The sequence below is a fragment of the Streptomyces sp. NPDC094034 genome, from assembly GCF_040303865.1.
Classification (GTDB): Bacteria; Actinomycetota; Actinomycetes; order Streptomycetales; family Streptomycetaceae; genus Streptomyces.
The window spans coordinates 32,224-50,733 of the sequence record NZ_JBEOUD010000003.1 but is presented as its reverse complement, the minus strand read 5'-3'; the positions used below and the strand labels follow the sequence as shown (position 1 = coordinate 50,733).

Below are 18,510 nucleotides of genomic sequence, written 5' to 3'. Positions count from 1 at the left end.
GTGCGGGATCCCGCCCGAGCCGAGGTACTCGAAGGGGTACCGGCGCTTTATTTAACGTCCGTTCGTGTTGTAATCACACGGTGAATATCACATGAGAATCACGGGGTACAAGAGCACCCGCTGTGGGGGCTACAACGCTTGTCGTAGGCGACTGTAAGCGGCTCCTCAGCGAAGATCGACCGCGGCATGAGATGGCCAACGCGCACCTCGGTAACACTCTTGACACCTCTCGCGAGGGGCTCATAGTCTCCACGCCACAGAATTCACGTTAGATTTCACATTCGAAGATGGTCGTCTTCACGCCGTGCAAGTGACGACGAGCGGACGAACTGACGAACAGTCGACGCTGACGCGCCGCTCCCGGCGCGAAGGAAGGACGTGCTCGTGTCCCTGCGGCCCTACGCCCTGCGATGCGACCACCGCGCCACCCCGCTGGGCATCGACGAGGCCGCGCCCCTGCTCTCCTGGCGGCTCGCGTCCGCGCGCCGGGGCGACGCGCCCCTCGCGTACCGCGTGCGGGTCGCCGACCGGGCCGAGGAATTGGACGAGGGCGGCCAACCCCTCTGGGACACCGGCCGGATCGAGGACCCCGACGCCATCGGCGCCGTCTACGCCGGACCCGCGCTGAAGTCCCGTACGCGCTACCACTGGCGGGTCGCCGTCTGGCCGGCCGAGCGGCCCGGCCCCAACGGCACGGAGGCCGGGGCCGGTTCGGCTGCCGCCGTCGAGGCGACGTCCTGGTTCGAGACCGCGTTCCGCGGCACGGACGAGTGGCGCGCCTCATGGATCGGCCACGACCCCCGCCCGATCCCGGTCATGGACGCGCCGACCGAGGGCGAACGCGCCCTGGACGACCACGGTCTCGCCCCCTGCCCCCTGCTCCGGCGCGCCTTCACCGGCCCCGCGGCCGTCCGCGCCCGGCTCTATGTCAGCGCGCGCGGTCTGTACGAGGTCCGCCTCAACGGCACCCGGGTCGGCGACGCGGAACTCGCGCCCGGCTGGACCGACTACACCCGTCGCGTGCAGTACCAGACGTACGACGTGACCGAACTGGTCCGCGACGGCGAGAACGTCCTCGCCGCGACCGTCGCCGATGGCTGGTGGAGCGGTTTCGTCGGCTTCGAGCCCCGCAGGGCCGGCGCCCACTACGGCGCGTACCCGCAGTTCCTAGCGGAGCTGCATATCGAGGACGCCGAGGGCCGTACCACCACGATCGTCACCGACGACACCTGGCGTACTCACACCGGCGCGATCCGCCACGCCGATCTGCTCATGGGGGAGTGCCATGATCTGCGGCACGCCGCCAACGGCTGGGAACTGCCCGGCTTCGACGACACGGAGTGGTCACCGGCGCTGATCACGGACACCGACCATCGTGTGCTCGTGGCGTCCGTCGACGAACCGGTACGGGCCACGACCGCCTTGCGCCCCCGCTCGATCACCCGCGTCCCCCGCCAGGAGGGCGAAGGGGAGCGGGGCGCAGGAGAACGGGTTGATGGAGAACGAGGCGAAGGGGAGCGGGGCGACGGCGGACACGACACCCATATCGTCGACTTCGGACAGAACCTCGCCGGCCGGGTACGGCTCCGCGTCGCCGGACTCGCCGCCGGCGCGCGGGTGGTGGTACGCCACGCCGAGGCGCTGGACGAGACGGGCCGCCTCTACACCGCGAACCTGCGCACCGCCGCCGCCACCGACGTACTGATCGGTGACGGCCGTGAACACGTCGTCTTCGAGCCGCGCTTCACCTACCACGGGTTCCGTTTCGCGGAGATCAGCGGAATCCCGCAGGTGTACGACTCCGATGTCGTCGCCGTGGCGCTGCACAGCGACACACCATGGTCCGGCGCGTTCGACTGCTCCGACCCCGAGATCCGCCGGCTCCACGACTGTGTGGTCTGGGGACAGCGCTCGAACTTCGTCAGTGTGCCCACGGACTGCCCACAGCGCGACGAACGGCTCGGCTGGCTCGCCGACGCGCAGGTCTTCCTGCCGACCGCCGCGCTCAACGCCGATGTCGCCGCGTTCTTCACCAAGTGGCTCCGCGACATCGAGGACGCCCGCACCCCAGAAGGCGGCTTCACCAATGTCGCGCCGCGTCTCATCGGTGTCGCCGACGAGGGCGCCCCCGGCTGGGGCGACGCGGGTGTGATCATCCCCTGGCATCTGTACCGCACCTACGACGATCCGCGCTTCCTCGCCCGCGCGCTGCCCGCCATGCGCGCCTGGGTCGATCTGATCCACCGTCACAACCCGGACCTGATCTGGCGCGGGCATGTCGGTCCGCACTTCTCCGACTGGCTCGCCCCGGGGGTCCCGACCCCGCGCGAGGTCATCGCCACCGCCTACTTCGCGCACAGCACACGCCTGACCGCGAGCGCCGCCGAGGTGCTGGGGCTCCCGGACGTGGCGCGGGACTGTCACCGGCTGGCCACCGACATCCGTACCGCCTTCAATGAGCAGTTCGTGACGACCGACAAGAACGCGGCAGGCGAGCCCACCGTACGGATCGCCGGCGACACCCAGACCGGCTATCTCGTCGCCCTCGCCTTCGGCCTGCTGCCCGAGGACGCCACCGACCCCGCCGCCCGGCGGCTCGCCGAACTCATCGAGGCGGCCGGACCCGCCCTCCAGACCGGCTTCCTCGGCGTCGCGCTCGCCGCGCCCGTGCTGGACGCGTACGGCCGCGCGGACCTGGCGCACGCCCTGCTGCGCCGTACCGACGTGCCGTCCTGGCTGTTCCCGCTGCGCCACGGCGCCACCACCATCTGGGAACGCTGGGACGGCTGGACACCTGGTACGGGGTTCCGCGCCCCCTCGATGAACTCCTTCAACCACTACGCGCTCGGCTCGATCGGCGAATGGCTCTACCGGGGCGTCGCCGGACTCGACCAGAGCCCGGACTCCACCGGATACCGGCGGCTGCTGATCCGGCCAAGGCCCGGCGAACTCAGCCACGCGAGCGCCGGTTACGAATCGGCCCGGGGCACCGTCACGGTGCGCTGGGAACGCCACGACCGCACCATCGGCCTGCGCGTCCACGTCCCACCGGGCGCGAGCGCCGAGGTGCATGTGCCCACCGACGACCACGACTCGGTCCGCGAGTCGGGCGCGGTACCGGTGGACAGCGAGCACCTGACGCTCCTCGCGACCATTCCCGCCGCCCACACCGACACTCGCACCGATACCGATACTTGCTCCGACACCGACACCGACACCGACACCGACACCCACACCCACACCGGCACCGGCACCGGCACCGGCCACTCGGTCTACCGCGTCGGCTCGGGCGTCTACCGCTTCACCGCGTCGTACCCCTCGCGTCCCACGTACCCCTCGCGTCCCACGGGCGGGTACCCGACGGCGCCCGTCGTGAGCCCCGCGCCCCGACGTGCTCCAAGCCCGGCGGCGTCGCTCGCCGGATCCCACGAGGAGGACACACCATGACCACCGGTTCCCGCGGCCTGCCAGAGTCTGTCCCGGGCACGGTCAGCCGGCGGGGGTTCCTGCGCGCCGGCGGCGCAGTCGCGGCCCTGGCCGCGCTTCCCCCGCTGCTCACCGCGTGCTCCGGCTCCGGCGGCTCGGGCAAGGTACGTGTCGTCGGCGTCGCCGACCAGCAGAAACCTATCGAGGAACTGCTCGCGCTCTACCGCGAGAGCCACCCCGATGCCGCCTTCTCCACTTCCTTCGCCCCCACCGACCAGGTGCAGACGGTCGTACGCACTCAGCTCGCCGGCGGCAACGCCCCCGATGTGCATGTGCTGTTCCCCGGCAGTGGCAGCGCGATGTCCATGGTCGAGCTGGCCAAGGCCGGGCTCCTCACCGACCTGGGCGAGCAGCGGTGGACCCGGCGCATCCCCAAGAACTTCGACCCCGCCTACCGCCACGACGGCAAGACCTATCTGTACTCCGCGGGCAGCAGTGTCATCGGCGCCATCTACAACAAGAAGGCCTTCGCCACGGCGGGCGTCCAGCCGCCCAGGACATGGAGCGAACTGCTCGACGTCTGCGCCAAGCTCAAGGCCAAGGGCATAGTGCCCATCGCGCTCGGTGCCCAGACCCCCTGGGTCACCCAGCTGATCAGCTACGCGCTGGTCCCCAACGCCGTCTACGCCAAGAACCCGGGCTTCGACGCCGACATGGCCGCCGGCCGCGCGAAGTTCGTCGGCTCCGGCTGGGCCGACGCCCTGGGCAAGTACCAGGAGCTCCAGCGCAAGGGCTTCTTCAACGACAACCCCAACGGCACCACCTACGAGCAGCAGACCTCGCTGGTCGCGAGCGGGAAGGCCGCCATGGCCGTCCAGGTCTCGGCCGTACTCGCCAACTTCCGGCAGGCCACCCCCACCCCCGACGATCTGGGCATGTTCCCCTTCCCCGGCGGTGACAATGCCGCCGAGTCGTGGATTCCGGCGGGCATCGTCGTCGGCCTCGGCGTCGCCGCGCACGCCAAGAACCCGGCCGAGGCGAAGGCGTTCATCGAATTCCTGGGACAGCAACAGAACATCAACCGCTGGGCGACGGCCGTCTCGGCGATCCCCTTCACCCGCGACGCCACCACCAAGATCGATCCCGCCCTCGCCGGCTTCCTGCCCATCATCGACGCCAATCGCGCCGTCCCCTTCATGGACCAGAGCTGGCCCAACGCCGAGGTCCAGCCCGCCCACTTCGCCGCCGTGCAGGAACTGCTCGCGGGGAAGACGGATGTCGCGGGCGCGCTGGGGAAGATGGACCAGGCGTACGGGAAGTCCTCGTGAACTCCCTGCCGGACACGGCCGCTTCCGACGCTTCCGACCCTGAGCGACCCGGCGGGGCGGCCGACGCGGCGGGAGGCGCGGCGGCAGGCGAGGCGCCCGCGAAGGGCGGCGCGCCTGCTCCGGCGGGGCGGACCCGGCGCCATCGTGACACCACCCTCCCGCCCTGGGCCTTCGTCGTCCCCGCGCTCCTCGTGTACGCCGTCGTCGTCCTCTATCCGAGCCTCGCCGGGGTGGTGTACGCCTTCACCGACTGGTCCGGCGTCGGCGACTTCGCCTTCGTCGGCCTGGACAACTTCCGTACCCTGCTGGACGACGACCGCGCCCTGGAGTCCGTCAGCAACACCCTGCTGCTCACGCTCGCGGTGGTCATTGTCCAGAACGGCATCGGGCTGCTGCTCGCGCTCGGCGTGAACGCCAACATCAGATCCCGCTCGCTGCTGCGGGTGATCTTCTTCGCGCCCGCCGTCGTCAGCCCCGTCATGGTCGCCTTCCTGTGGAAGTACGTCTACAACCCGGACAACGGCGCGGGGCTCAACGGAATCCTCGGCGCCCTCGGCCTCGGCGGACTGCGGCAGGACTGGCTCGGTAACCCCTCGCTCGCGCTCTGGTCCGTCGCCGCCATGGTCGTCTGGCAGTACGCCGGATACTCGATGGTCATCTTCCTCGCCGGCCTCCAGGGCGTACCCGTCGAACTCCACGAGGCCGCCCGTATCGACGGCGCGGGCACCTGGCAGCGCTTCCGCTATGTCACCTGGCCGCTGCTGGCCCCGGCACTGACCATCAACCTCATGCTGTCGACCATCGGCGGCCTCAAGCTCTTCGACCAGGTCTACGCGGCCACCAACGGCGGCCCCGGCACATCGAGCGAGACGCTCTCGACCGTGCTGTACAAAGAAGCCTTCGTCTTCGGGAAGTTCGGCTACAGCACCGCCGTCGCGCTCGTCCTCGCGCTGTTCGTCGCCGCCGTCTCCCTCGTCCAACTCCGTTATCTGCGTGCCCGGGAGGTCACCGCGTGAGCACCGCCACCGCCACGACCGCCCGCAGTAGGCCCGGCAGGCGCCGCGCCCGGTACGGGGGTTACGCGCTGGAACTCGTCATGGCCGCCGCCGCCGTGGTGTTTCTGTTCCCGGTGTACGCGCTGGTCACGCTGGCGATGAAGGACCCGGCGCAGATCGCGGACTCGCCCCTGTCGCCGCCCGCGCCACCCACCTTCGCCAACTTCGGCAACGCGTGGTCCGCCGCCTCCCTCGGACCCGCCCTGCTCAACAGCGCGATCATCACCGCCGTCAGTCTGCTGCTGCTGATCGTCCTCGGCTCCACCGGCGCCTACTACCTCGCGCGCCGCGCCCGGGGACTCGGCTACGGGCTCTACATCCTCTTCCTGCTGGGCATCGTGCTGCCGTTCCAACTCGGCATGATCCCGCTGTACAAACTCGTCGACGACCTCGGCTGGCTCGGTACGTACCACGGCATGGTCCTCTTCTACACGGGCATCCAACTGCCGTTCACGGTCTTCCTCTACACGGGGTTCATCCGCGCCCTGCCCCAGGACTACGCGCAGGCCGCGCTCATCGACGGCTGTAACCACCGCCAGGCGTTCACCCGCGTCGTCTTCCCCCTGCTGCGGCCGATCACCGGCACCGTGATCATCCTCAACGCGGTCTTCATCTGGAACGACTTCTTCACCCCGCTGCTGTATCTCGGCGGATCCGGCAAGGAGACCGTCCCCGTGGGCGTGTTCTCGTTCGTGGGCCAGTACGTCTCCGACTACGGCCTCGTCTTCGCCGGTCTGGCGCTGGCCGCCCTGCCGATCCTCGTGGTGTTCCTGCTGCTCCAGCGTTATGTGATCAAGGGCTTCGCGGGCGGACTCAAAGGCTGAACGTCCCAACGGCGCAAGGCTCCAAAGACTGAAGACCTCAACGGCGCAAGGCTCCAAAGACTGAAGGCCCCAACGGCACAAGGTTCCAAAGGCACAAGGCTCCAGAAACTAGGAACAGTTCATGACGCACGAAGGACCTTCCCTCCCCACGAGCATCGCGGAGGTCCTGACCGAACCGCCGCGCGCGTTCTCGCCCACCGCCATCTGGTGGTGGAGCGGGGAACGGCTCGACCGCGCGCGCCTGCGCGACCAGCTCCAACGCTTCGCGCGGGGCGGGGTGTTCAATCTGGTCCTGCTCAACCTCGCGCCGTCGGGGCCGCTGTTCGGCTCCGACGCCGACGATCCACCGTTCCTCTCCGACGACTGGTGGGCCCTGCTCGAAGGGGTCTGTGACGACGCGCGCGCACTGGGCATCGGGCTCTGGTTCTACGACCAGCTCGGATTCTCCGGAGCAGATCTCCAGGCGCGTCTGGTCGACGAGCGGCCCGGATACGCGGGCCGTCGGCTCGAACGCGTACACGCCCTGGTCGACGGCCCCGGCGAGCTGTGCTGCCCGGACGGCGGGCAGCCGCTGGCGGGAAGCGCGGAGCCGGTCGACGGCGACGGATCCCCTGTCGGTCCGGCGATCCCGCTGCCTCTTGTCGCAGGCGCGGGGACCGCGTCCGTACGGGCCCCGGGCCCCGGACGCGTGTCCGTACGGGCACCCGGCCCCGGACGGTGGCGGCTGACGCTCCATCACCACACCGCCCTCGGCTTCGACTACCTCGGCGCCGACGCCTGTGCGGCGCTGCTCGCGGGGGTGCACGGCGAGTTCGAGCGACGGCTCGGCGACCGTCTCGGGACCGTCGTCGTCGGGTCGTTCCAGGACGAACTGCCGGCGCTGCCCACCTGGTCAGCTGGGTTCGCCGACGCCTTCCGGCGATTGCGCGGCTACGACCTCGTACCTCATCTGGACGCCCTGTACGAGGACGGCGCGCACCGGCCCGAAGTCCACCGGATCCGCCACGACTACCATCTGACCCGCGCGGAACTCGCCGAAGCGGCCTTCTTCCGCCCCCTCGCCGCCTGGCACGAGCGGCACGGGCTGGTCGTCGGCTGCGACCAGCAGGACCCGGCCCGCGCCGGACACCCGGTCGCCGGCGTGGAGTTGTACGCGGACTACGCCCGTACCCACCGCTGGTTCTCCGCGCCAGGCTCGGACCACCACGGGGACGCCCGGATCCACTCCTCCCTCGCCCATCTGTACGGCAGGCCCCGGACCTGGATCGAGGCATTCCACTCCACCGGCTGGGGCGGCACGCTGGAGGAGACCTACGACTGGCTCCTGCCCTGGCTGCGCGCCGGCGCGACCCTCTACAACCCGCACGCCGTCTACTACACGACCAAGGGCGGCTGGTGGGAGTGGGCGCCGCCGGGCACCGACTGGCGCCAGCCGTACTGGACACACCATCGCGTCTTCGCCGACGCCGTCACCCGGCTGTGCGCGATCCTCAGCCTCGGCAGCCATCTGTGCGACACCGCGATCCTGCTGCCCACGACCACCGCCCAGACCGGCGCCGCACTCGACGGCGTCTCCGCCGACGCGCGCCGTGCCCAGGCGGTCTATCTCGACCTCGTCGGGGACATGACCTGGTTCAGGACCCGGCCCGGGGTGACCGACCGGCTCGGTCTCGACGCCGATGTGATCGATGACGACTCCCTCGCCCGCGCCCTGGTCAGGGATTCGGGCGACGGGACGCGGCTGTGCGTGGCGGGTGAGAGCTATGCGACGCTCGTGCTGCCCGCGTGCACGGCGCTCGAAGAGGACACCGCGCTCCGGCTCGTCGAATTCGCCTCGGCGGGCGGAGAGTTGATCGCGATCGGCGCGCTCCCCGAAGAGGTCATAGGGCGGGACGGGGCCGCCGGCCCGGACAAGGTACGGGACGAGTTGCGCGCCTGCTTCGCCGATGGCCGCGCGGTTCTCGTCGGCACGGCGGACGGTCTGGGCGAGGCGCTGGGGCGGGTCCGGGCGCGGACCGGGACGCAGCCGGTCGTACGGGCGTCGGTACCCGCGCTCGCGCGCCGGGTGGCGGACGCGACGGTGGTGTTCCTGACCGCGGCCTCGTTCGACGTGCCGCGCGCGACCCGCGCCGCGGTCGCCGCTCCCGACGAACGTGGCGCCGCACAGGGCTGGCTCGACGCCCGTTACGACTTCGACCCCGACCGCTATGTGCGTCACGCACACGTACGGGTCAGGGATGTGGAGGGGCCGGCCGTACTGCTCGATCCCTTCGGCGGAGAGCCGCGTACGGTACCGGTCCGGCGCGCCGAGGATGACGATCGGGCGGTCGAGGCCGAGGTGCCGTTCGACCGGGGGCCCGCGGCGGTGCTGGTCTTTCCGGGGCGGGCGGCGGAGCGTACCGGATGCGCGGACGGTCCGGTCGTGGCGGATCCGGCCCGTACGACGATCGAGGTCCCACCGGACGCCGAGTGGGACATGACGCTGGTACCGACCCTGGACAACAGCTGGGGCGACTTCGCGCGGCCCGGCCCGTACGGCTCCCCCGAGCGTCCGGCGGGCGGCGACGACCGTGAGGGCTGTGCCGTCGTCGAGTGCCGTACGGTGCGGCGGGGCCGCGCGGGTGATCCGGCGCGGCCCCGGGCGCATGCCACCTTCGGCCCGCACGCGCTCCTCCTCGACGGCGACGGCGGGAGTGCCGGCGGCTCGCCGCTCGAATGGTCCGACACCCTGGGCGTTCACAAGGACCCGATCCACCGTGATGTCCTCGGGCCCAAGGGGCATGTGCCGGAGGAGTTCGTCCGGATCGGCCCGATCGCCGCCGGGACGGTGGCGCGCGTCCGGACCGAACTGCTCCTGGACGAAGCGTTCGACGGACATCTGGCGGTCGGGGCCGCCGCACGGAAGACGGTACGGCTCGGGGGCGTGCCCGTGGCGCTGGACGACGGCGGCCATCTCGCCCTGGGGCCCGTACGGCTCGCACCGGGGGGCCATCTCCTCGAACTGGATCTGACCCCCGAGCAGGACGTCGACCTGCGCGCACATGTGGCGCTCGTACGCGATCCGGAGCGCTACCGCCGTCCGGAGTGGATCCTCGCACCCGGTGGCCGGGCCTCCGTGGCGACGACACTGACCGTGGTGGACCTCCCGGCCCGTGCGATCGTCCAGATCGCGTCCCGGGGACGGTGTGTGCTGCGGGTCAACGGTCAGGTGGTCGGGATACAGGGCGGATTCGACCCGTACGCCGAGCATTCCGTGCCGCGCGTGCGACGGCACGACATCGCGTCGGCGCTGCGGATCGGCGTCAATGAGCTGGCGGTGGGGACGGACGACGGCGAGGACCCCGCCGTTCTGGTGGACGCGGCCCTCTATGACGTCGATGGCCGGTGCGTGACGACCGTGCACAGCGACGGCACATGGCGGGCCGAGCGCGCCGGTGAGCCGGTGCCGGTCGTGGTCCGGAGGGAACAGGTGGGGGACCCGGCCGCGCTGTACTTGCGGCGTCGGCCCCATCCGCTCCCCGGCGCCGCCTGGCTGGACCCGGACGCCGATGACGGCACTGTCGTACCGGTCGGCTTCGCCGTCCCGGGAGCACGGCCGGGAGTGGAGTGGTTCCGGTGCGAACTCCCGCCGGGCACAAGGCGGTTGACGGTGGACATCGAGGGCGCGACCACCGTGTTCGTCGACGGTCACGAGCGCACCGCGACGACGACCGCTGACAGCGGCTCCGGCTCCGGCAGCGGCAACGGCAGCGGCTCCGGCAGCGGTCGCGGCGGCGGTGTGACCGGGCCACATACCGTGACCGTCGATCTGACCGCCGACGGCCCCTCCGGGACCCGGACCGTCGCCCTCCGTGTGGAGACCCGACCCGGCCACCAGGGCGGCGCCGCGCTGGCGGGCCCCGTACGGTGCGAGGTCGGTCCCGGGCGGATCCGTACCGGGGACTGGGAGTCACGCGGCCTCGCCGAGTACAGCGGCGGCGTGCGCTACAGCCGCGTGCTGACCCTGCCCGCGGACGCCGGCACCGGGCGGGTCACCCTCGACCTGGGGCGGGTGCGGGGCACGGCCGAGGTACGGGTCGACGGCGTCGCCGCCGGGGTGCGGGTGTGCTCCCCGTACGTCTTCGATGTGACGGGACTGGCCGGGCCCGGGGACCGTACGGTCGAGATCACCGTCTTCGGCACGCTCGCGCCGTACTTGGACGCCGTCAGCCCGACCCACTTCGTCTTCCCCGGGCAGCGCGTCACCGGTCTGATGGGCCCCGTACGGCTGATCACCGGCCCGCTCAGCTGATCACCCGCCCATACGGCCGACCGCGGGCCGCGCCGCTCAGTGGGTGGCGGCCGGCCCCCGCCACCGGGCCCGCGCGCCGCCGACCCGGAACAGATAGTCGGCGTAGGCCTGTTCGTAGAACGCGACGCCCGCCGGATCCGGGTCCACCACGGCGTCCGGCGCGGTCCACGCCGCGACGTCCAGGCTCTGTCCCAGCTCCGCTCCCCGGGCATCGACCGCGGCCAGCACGGCGCCGCGCGCGCCCGGTTCCGGACCCCGCGCGACCCGGAGCGGGCGGCCGAGTACATCCGCGAACAGCCGCAGCCAGGCGAGGTTGCGCGCGCCGCCGCCGCACACGGCCAACTCGCCGGTGAGCCCCGCGGCCTCCAGACAGTGCCGGGCGGCGAACGCGATCGCCTCGCACATGCCCCGTACCAGATCCTCGCGCGAGGCCCGCAGATCGAGACCGGTGAACTCCGCGCGCGCGGTCGGGTCGACGAACGGGGCGCGTTCGCCGGACGGGGAGAGATAGGGCAGCGCGGCGACCCCCCGGGCGCCGCGCGGGGTCGCGTCCAGCATGCCGGAGACCTGGTCGTGGGTGGTGCCGGTGAGGTCGAGCACCCAGTCGAGCGCGACCGTACCGGTCATCGCGGGCAGCGCCCGCATATGGCGGTCGGGCCGGGCCAGCGCGAGATGGAACCCGACGGGGTCGTCGTCGAACGCGACCCGCTCGACCACTACTTGACAGGCCAGGGTCGTACCGACGATCAGCAGTCCGTCACCGGGCTCGGTCACGCCCGCGCCGATCGCGCTCGCGGGAAGGTCGTAGGGACCGGAGGTGACGGGGGTGCCGCGCGACAGCCCTGGGCTACGGCCATCGGCCTCCCCGTACGGCAGGGTCGCCGCGATGGGCGGCAGCAGCCCCGCGCGATGCTCCACCCCCAGGGCCGCGAGCGCCTCGGGGGAGTAGGCCCGGGTGCGGGGATCGAGGAAGGGGACCGACGCGTCGGAGAGATCGGTGGCGCGCTCGCCGGTGAGACGCAGCTGAACGACGTCCTTGCAGCTCGCGGCGGTCGTGGCCGCGTCCAGGGAGGCCGGCTCGTGACGGTCGAGCCACGCCAGCAGAGGCCCCGGGGAGCCGGGGAAGAGCACGTTCCCCGTACGCCGGTACATCTTCTCCGCGGTGCCGTCGTCCATCCATCCGGCGACGAGCTCGCCGGCCCTGCCGTCCATCCACGACAGCGCGGGACGTACGGCGCGCCCCTCGGCGTCGAGCAGCCACAGGCCGTCGCCCTGACCGGTGATCGCGACCAGGGCGGGCGCGCGTCCGCCGGTCACCGAGCCGAGGACGTCGGTGGCGGCCGCGACCACCTCCTCGACGTCCTGCTCGACACCGTCACCGTGGCCGCCGAGCGAGATCGGCTTCGATTCCACCCGCAGCGCCGTGCCGTCCTCGGCGAAGGCCGCGGCTTTGACGATCGAGGTTCCCATGTCCAGTCCGACGAACACCCTGTCTCCTCCGGTCGGTACGGCGAGCGTGACGAGCGACGAGCGTGACAAGCGTGACGAGCGTTCAGATGACGCGATGGGCGAGCGGTTCCCCGCGCAGGAACCGGCCCACCTCGGCGGCGGCGATGCGCGCCGCGTTGTGCGCGACCGAGATGTTCGCCCCGGCCAGATGGGGCGTCATGACGAGACGGGGAGCTCCACGCAGCCGGGAGTCCGCGGGCGGCGGCTCCACGGCGAACACATCGAGCCCCGCCGCGGCGAGCCGGCCCGACTCCAGGGCGTCGCAGAGCGCGTCCTCGTCCAGGAGCGCGCCACGCGCGCAGTTGACCACGACCGCGCCCTCGGGGAGCAGGGCGAGTTCGCGGGCGCCGAGCAGCCCGCGGGTCTCGGGCGTGAGCCGCGCGTGCAGCGAGACGACATCGGAGCGGCGCAGCAGTTCGTCCAGGTCGGCGACGGGGGTGCCCCACTCGCGCAGCGCCTCCTGGTCCGCGTACGGGTCGTAGAGACAGACATGCGCGCCGAGGGCGCCGAGCGCGCGGGCCACCCGGCTGCCGACCGCGCCGCAGCCGATCAGCCCGACGGTCGCCCCGTCCAGACCGGGACCGCAGTTGTCGTACGTATAGAACTCGCCCGCCCAGCGGCCCGCCGCGAGCGCCGCCGAGGTCTCCGGGATCCGGCGCATCGTGGCCAGCAGCAGCCCGACGGTGTACTCGGCGGTGGCCGCCGCGTTGCGTCCGGGGGTGTTGCACACCTGGACGCCGCGCTCCTTCGCCGCGTCCAGGTTGACGTTGACGGGGCCGCCCCTGCCGACGACCACCAGCCGGAGGTCGGGCGAACCGTCCAGCACCTTGCGGGTCACCGGAGCCATCTGGGTGACACACACCCGCGCCCCGCGCAGGGCGGTGAGGAGGGTGTCCTCGTCACCGGACGCCTCATCGACCTCGGAGACCGGCCCGAAGGGCGTCAGCGGCCAGGGGAGGCGCAGTTGGTCGATGGTGTGGTCCGTGCCGATCTCGGCCGTCAGCTCCCGGGCGAACAGATCGGGGGCGACGAAGTGGTCACCGGCGGCGAGGATTCTCATCGTCGAGGTCTCCTTGACGGTCAGAACGGCGGAACGGGCGGGACATCCACAACGAGCCGGACATCCACAACGGGCGGGACAGGCGGAACGTGCGGGACATCCAGAACGGGCGGTGGGCCCGGCGCCGGGCTCAGGTCTCGGCGACCTCGTAGTGGACACCGCTCTCGTCGAGCGAGCGCCGCATCTCGGGCGGCGTGCGGTCGTCGATCAGTATCAGGTCGAAGGTCGACAGCGGGGTCAGCCGGTGCAGCGCGGTGCGGCCGAGTTTGGAGTGGTCGATCATCAGCACCTTGTGGCCCGCGGCCTTGAGCATCGCGCGCTTGACGGCGACGATGCGCTGCTCCTGGTGGAAGGCGAAGTCGTCGTAGACGGACGAGGTGGACACGAAACACATGTCGACCCGCAGTGCCTCGACGGCCTCCACACAGGGCACCCCGAGAAAGGAGTCGTGCAGGGGGTCGTAGTCGCCGCCCAGGGCCATCAGATGGATCCCGCGTTCACCTGCCAGCAGATTCAGCGCTTCCCGAAAGTTGGTGACGACGGTCAGCGGTTCGATACGGGGAAGGAGCCTGGCCAGTTCCAGCACGGTGGTCGAGTCGTCGATCATCACCGACATACCCGGATCGATCAGTGTCGCGGCCTTGGCGGCGAGTGCCTCCTTCTCCGGCCGCATGGATTTCTTGCGGTAGGCGACATTGCTTTCGAACACCCCGGAGGGCTGTGCGGTGACACCCCCGCGGAACTTCCGCAGGACGCCCTCGCTCTCAAGCTCGTCGATATCGCGGTAGATCGTCATCACGCTGACGCCGAACCGCTCCGCCAGGTCCGACGCCGATACCGATCCCTCGGTCAGTACATGATCGGAGATCTCCCGGCGGCGCTCTATGGGGCCCCGCTGGCTCTTGTCCTGTGACATTCCTCGGTCCTGTTCACCTCATGAATAACATGAAGCTCTGAGGTTATAACATAGATTGTTGAGGTACCGTTCGGCAGTGTTTCGCACGGTCGATGGCCTGGTCAACCCGTCCGACGCCACGTCAGCCCCTTCCCTACCAGGTGGGACGCGGAGCCCGGGGCGCTGAGCTGTGCCGACGCCCTCGACGGAATCCGCACCCGCGATGTGAAATGCGTCGTGAGATCAACATTCGTGAGAACACCGGACGACGACGAGAAGGCGGGAGCCTGTGCGCGAGCCCCTGACGGACACACGCCATGAGGACGTGTGGATGGGAGTCGACCTGGGGACGCAGAGCGTACGCGCTCTGGCTGTCACCGACGACGGGCGGGTACTCGGCCGCGGCTCCGCACCACTCACCGGTCACCGCGAGGGGGACCGTCATGAACAGCAGCCCGCCGACTGGTGGCGGGGCGCCGCCGACGCCATCCGCCGGACACTGAACGCCCTGTCCGCTTCCGCCCCGCCCGCGCGGGGACACGCGCGCGTACGGGGATTGGCGGTGTGCGGTACGTCGGGCACGGTCCTGCTGACCGACGCGCGCGGGGTGCCCCTGACCCCCGCGCTGATGTACGACGACGGCCGGGCCGGGGCCGAGGCGCGGCACGCGCAGGAGACCGGCGCCGACGTGTGGGACGCGCTCGGGCTCCGCATCCAGCCGAGTTGGGCCCTGGCCAAACTGCTCTGGCTGATCGGCGCGGGCGCGAGGAACGCCCGGGGCGGCCTTGACGGCGCCCGCGTCTGCCACCAGCCGGACTTCATCACCGGGCGCCTGGTCGGGCGGCCCGTACCGACCGACTCCAGCCATGCCCTCAAGACCGGCTACGACCTCCACACCCGCTCCTGGCCCACCGCCGTGCACGACCGGCTCGGTCTTTCCGGGCTCGACTTCCCCGCCGTGGTGGCCCCCGGCACCCCGCTCGGTACGGTGTGCGCCGAGGCGGCGGCCGACACGGGGCTCGCCGAAGGCACCCCGGTCATCGCGGGCATGACCGACGGCTGCGCGGCCCAACTCGGCTCGGGGGCCTGGGAAGTGGGCCGGTGGAACACCGTCCTGGGCACCACGCTCGTCCTCAAGGGCGTCACCGCCACCCCGCTCCGTGATCCCGCCGGTGTCCTCTACAACCACCGGTCCCCGGACGGGCACTGGCTGCCCGGCGGAGCCTCCAGCGTCGGCGCGGGCGCCCTGACCCACGCGTTCCCCGGCGCCGATCTCGCGCGCCTCGACCGTCTCGCGGCGGACCGGGAGCCGGCGAGCGTTGTCGCGTACCCCCTCGTCTCCCGAGGCGAACGCTTTCCGTTCCTGGCCCCCGACGCCGAGCCCTTCACACTCGGCCGCCCCACCGACGAGGCCGATCGGTACGCCGCGCTGCTCCAGGGCGTCGCGCTCGCCGAACGGCTCTGTCTGGCGTATGTACGGTTCCTGGGCGCCCCGATCGAGGGGCCGGTCACCTTCACCGGCGGCGCGACCCGCAGCGGCTACTGGAACCAACTGCGCGCGGACATCCTGGGCCGCCCCGCCGCCCTCCCCGAACAGGCCGACTCCGCCCTCGGCATGGCCGTGCTCGCCGCCCACGCGGTGACCGGTGACGACGCGGCCCGCCGCATGGTGCGTATCCGTACGATCCTGGAACCGCGGCCCGAGGCCGGCCGGCGCTTCGTGGGGCCCTTCGTCGCCCTGGTCGACGCGCTCGAACGGCGCGGCTGGCTGCCCTCGGAGACCGCCACCTACGCACGGGAGCACGGATGACGACCAGCACCACCCTCTTTCTCGCCCGCCACGGCGAGACCGTCTGGCACGACGAGAACCGCTACACCGGCATCAGCGACATCGAGCTGACCCCGCGCGGCCTGGTGCAGGCGGAGGCGCTCGGCGTGTGGGCCGCGGGCGCAGGACTCGACGCGATCGTGACCTCGCCCCTCTCCCGCGCCCGGCGCACGGCAGAGCCCGCGGTCCGGCTGACGGGGCTGACGGCGGTGGTCGAACCGGATCTGCTCGAAGTCGACTTCGGGATCGCCGAGGGCCGGACCATCGCCGAACTCGAAGCGACCCATCCCGGCGAGGTGGCGGCGTTCCGGCGCGACCCGGCCGCCCATCCGCTGCCGGACGGCGAGGACCCGGCCGCCGCCGCCGCGCGCGGTGCCGGGGCCCTGTTCCGTCTCGTGGACACCCACCGGGGAGAGCGTGTGCTGACGGTCGCTCACAACACGTTGTTCCGGCTGGTCCTGTGCCGCCTGCTCGGTATCCCCGGGAGCGAGTACCGACGCGTGTTCCCGGCGATGCGCAATTGCGCGATCACCGAACTGCGGGTGCCGGCGGCCCCGGCCGGGCAACCACGGCAGGTCGCCCTCATGTCGTACAACGTGCCGACCTCCTGACGTCAGCCGACGGGCAGCCCCGGCAGCCGCAGCAGCCCCGGCAGCCGCGGCAGCCGCGCGAACGGAACCGGCACCGCCCGGCCGTGCGGCGAGGGAACCTCGATGGATCACACAATTCGTATGTTTTGGCTAGGGTGGACCCATGTCCTCGACGCCCGTGCACCGCCGCCGGCCGGCCCTGAGCAACCCGCGTGTCCAGCGCACCCGGGCCCGCATCATGGCGATCGCGCGGGAGTTGCTGCCCGAGGTCGGGCCCACGGGGCTGAGCTACGCGCTGTTGGCGGAGCGGGCCGAGGTCACGCGTCAGACGGTGTACCGGCACTGGCCCAGTCGTGCCGCTCTGCTTCTCGATCTCATCCTCGAAGGGCCGGATCTCGGTGATTATCCCGAGCCGGGCAGTGATGTGCGGGTCGTGGCCACCGCATGGCTGAAGAGTCTGCGCAATGGCACCAGCGATCCTGCCACCCGGTCCGCTGTCCTGGCGGTCACTGCCCACGCCGACCATGACTCCGACAGTGCGCAGGCCCTTGCCCGTCTGATCCAGGACCGGCGTGCGGCCCTGAACGTGCTGTTGGAGCCCGCGGGTGTCCATGTCGACGACGACGAGTTCACCCTGCTCTACGGGCCCGTCCTGGCGCGGCTTCTCATCGACCGCGAGCAGGTCACCGACGCCTTCGTGAACGTTGTCGTCACGCAGTGGCTCGCCCTTTTGGATCGTGCGGGGGCGGCGTCCCGGTCGCACGCCGCCGCGGGATCCTGAGTCCAGGCTGGTGGTCCGGGGCCGGGCCGGTCAGCCGGCGATGGCGTCCAGGTCGGCGACCGCGTCGTCCGGCAGGGCGAGGCCGGCGGCGCTGATGTTGTCCCGCAGGTGCTCCGGGGAGGAGGTGCCGGGGATGAGCGCGATGTTGGGTGACCGGTGCAGCAGCCAGGCCAGTGCCACCTTCTGGGGTGAGGTCTCCAGGCGGGCGGCGACCTTGGCCAGTGTCCCGGACTGTAGCGGGGAGAAGCCGCCGAGGGGGAAGTAGGGCACGAAGGCGATGTTGTCGGTGGCCGTGCGGTCTACGAGGGCGTCGTCCTGCCGGTTGGCCAGGTTGTACAGGTTCTGCACGCTGACGACGGGCGCGATCGCCAGGGCTTCGTCCAGCTGTGCCGGGGTCACCGTGCTGAGCCCCAGGTGCCGGATCAGTCCCTGTTCGCGCAGCTCGGCCAGCGCGCCGAACTGGTCGGCCAGCGAGTCGTCGTTCGGGGCGTCCGTGGTGCCCAGCCGCAGGTTGACGACGTCCAGGGCATCCAGGGCGAGGTTGCGAAGGTTGTCGTGGACCTGCGCCTTGAGGTCCTCGGGATGGCGGGACACCATCCAGCTGCCGTCGGCGGCGCGGCGGGCGCCGACCTTGGTGACGATGTGCAGGCCCTCGGGGTAGGGGTGCAGGGCCTCCCGGATGAGTTCGTTGACGACGACGGGTCCGTAGTAGTCGGAGGTGTCGATGTGGGTGATGCCTGCCTCGACCACCGCGCGGAGCACCGCGAGCGCCCGGGTGCGGTCCTTCGGGGGGCCGAAGACGCCGGGTCCGGCGAGCTGCATGGCGCCGTAGCCCACACGGGTCAGGGTCAGGCCGTTGGCCGGGGTGATGGTGCCGGCGAGCTGGGTGTTCATCTCGTACCTCTCAGGATGTCCGGGCCACC

Annotated in this window: 12 protein-coding genes; 8 read left to right on the top strand and 4 right to left on the bottom strand. The window is 71.4% G+C overall.

Going from position 1 to position 18,510, the window contains the following annotated elements:
- Positions 1-384 precede the first annotated feature (384 nt).
- From ABTZ59_RS04440 to ABTZ59_RS04420, 5 genes are all read left to right on the top strand, one after another.
- The gene (locus ABTZ59_RS04440) at positions 385-3,447 is read left to right on the top strand and encodes an alpha-L-rhamnosidase (RefSeq protein ID WP_351390389.1); all 3,063 of its coding nucleotides are present in this window, start codon (positions 385-387) and stop codon (positions 3,445-3,447) included.
- The gene (locus ABTZ59_RS04435) at positions 3,444-4,754 is read left to right on the top strand and encodes an extracellular solute-binding protein (protein WP_351390386.1); all 1,311 of its coding nucleotides are present in this window, start codon (positions 3,444-3,446) and stop codon (positions 4,752-4,754) included. Before ABTZ59_RS04440 ends, ABTZ59_RS04435 begins: the two co-directional genes overlap by 4 nt.
- Positions 4,751-5,770 (top strand): carbohydrate ABC transporter permease, encoded by a 1,020-nt coding sequence (locus ABTZ59_RS04430; protein WP_351390382.1) that lies wholly within the window; start codon positions 4,751-4,753, stop codon positions 5,768-5,770. Before ABTZ59_RS04435 ends, ABTZ59_RS04430 begins: the two co-directional genes overlap by 4 nt.
- Entirely contained in the window at positions 5,767-6,633 is an 867-nt protein-coding gene (locus tag ABTZ59_RS04425) for a carbohydrate ABC transporter permease (protein WP_351390376.1), read from the top strand. The genes ABTZ59_RS04430 and ABTZ59_RS04425 overlap by 4 nt, the downstream gene beginning before the upstream one ends.
- Positions 6,634-6,754: 121 nt before the next feature.
- Complete coding sequence (locus ABTZ59_RS04420; protein WP_351390372.1) at positions 6,755-10,924, top strand: glycosyl hydrolase; 4,170 nt, start codon at positions 6,755-6,757, stop codon at positions 10,922-10,924.
- A gap of 36 nt (positions 10,925-10,960) precedes the next feature.
- Here the strand turns inward: ABTZ59_RS04420 and ABTZ59_RS04415 are convergent, their stop codons facing one another.
- From ABTZ59_RS04415 to ABTZ59_RS04405, 3 genes are all read right to left on the bottom strand, one after another.
- Entirely contained in the window at positions 10,961-12,463 is a 1,503-nt protein-coding gene (locus tag ABTZ59_RS04415; RefSeq protein ID WP_351390367.1) for an FGGY family carbohydrate kinase, read from the bottom strand.
- Positions 12,464-12,476: 13 nt separating this feature from the next.
- Positions 12,477-13,493: a 2-hydroxyacid dehydrogenase gene (locus ABTZ59_RS04410; RefSeq protein WP_351390360.1), complete on the bottom strand. Its 1,017-nt coding sequence runs from the start codon at positions 13,491-13,493 to the stop codon at positions 12,477-12,479.
- A 130-nt stretch (positions 13,494-13,623) separates the two neighbouring features.
- The gene (locus ABTZ59_RS04405; RefSeq protein ID WP_351390357.1) at positions 13,624-14,409 is read right to left on the bottom strand and encodes a DeoR/GlpR family DNA-binding transcription regulator; all 786 of its coding nucleotides are present in this window, start codon (positions 14,407-14,409) and stop codon (positions 13,624-13,626) included.
- A gap of 310 nt (positions 14,410-14,719) precedes the next feature.
- On the opposite strand from ABTZ59_RS04405, the gene ABTZ59_RS04400 reads away from it, so the two are divergent.
- From ABTZ59_RS04400 to ABTZ59_RS04390, 3 genes are all read left to right on the top strand, one after another.
- Positions 14,720-16,198 carry an FGGY-family carbohydrate kinase gene (locus tag ABTZ59_RS04400; RefSeq protein WP_351390354.1) on the top strand — a complete coding sequence of 493 codons (1,479 nt, stop codon included), beginning with the start codon at positions 14,720-14,722 and terminating at the stop codon, positions 16,196-16,198.
- Positions 16,195-16,827, top strand: a complete 633-nt coding sequence (locus ABTZ59_RS04395; protein WP_351390349.1) for a histidine phosphatase family protein — start codon at positions 16,195-16,197, stop codon at positions 16,825-16,827. The genes ABTZ59_RS04400 and ABTZ59_RS04395 overlap by 4 nt, the downstream gene beginning before the upstream one ends.
- Positions 16,828-16,969: 142 nt before the next feature.
- Complete coding sequence (locus ABTZ59_RS04390; RefSeq protein WP_351390344.1) at positions 16,970-17,587, top strand: TetR/AcrR family transcriptional regulator; 618 nt, start codon at positions 16,970-16,972, stop codon at positions 17,585-17,587.
- Between the two features lie 30 nt (positions 17,588-17,617).
- Here the strand turns inward: ABTZ59_RS04390 and ABTZ59_RS04385 are convergent, their stop codons facing one another.
- A complete protein-coding gene (locus ABTZ59_RS04385) occupies positions 17,618-18,481 on the bottom strand; it encodes an oxidoreductase (RefSeq protein ID WP_351390341.1) in 864 nt (287 codons plus the stop codon).
- Between the last annotated feature and the right edge of the window lie 29 nt (positions 18,482-18,510).